This is a genomic window from Paenibacillus sp. 11B (assembly GCF_030487755.1).
Taxonomy (GTDB): Bacteria; Bacillota; Bacilli; order Paenibacillales; family Paenibacillaceae; genus Paenibacillus; species Paenibacillus vandeheii.
Genome location: NZ_JAUKNS010000032.1, coordinates 1 through 278 on the forward strand (window position 1 = coordinate 1; position 278 = coordinate 278).

1 protein-coding gene is annotated in these 278 nt (G+C 48.2%); it reads right to left on the bottom strand.

Features of this window, described 5'->3' with window-relative positions; genetic code table 11:
* Positions 1–278 (bottom strand): IS3 family transposase (locus Q0V21_RS32780; protein ID WP_301882610.1); only part of this gene is annotated, 278 nt, incomplete at both ends.

A 278-nucleotide genomic window follows, 5' to 3' on the forward strand; every position in this document is an offset into this window, starting at 1 on the left:
CTCTGCTACACGCTGCGCAGGTGTATACGAGCTGCTGGAGCGCCGTTTACGACGGATTCGAGATTGAATACCGAGCATTTGCATCAGGCGGAGCACCTTTTTGTGGTTCATCCAAATCCCCTGATCTTGCCAAAGGAACAACTGGAGCTGCCGATAACCATATTTGCCTTCATATCGTTGATACGTTTGAAGCACTTGTTTCTTCGCCTTTGCGTCGCGATCGAATCGTTTACGTTTTACATAGGCATAAAATCCACTCCGTGACACGCCAAACACAT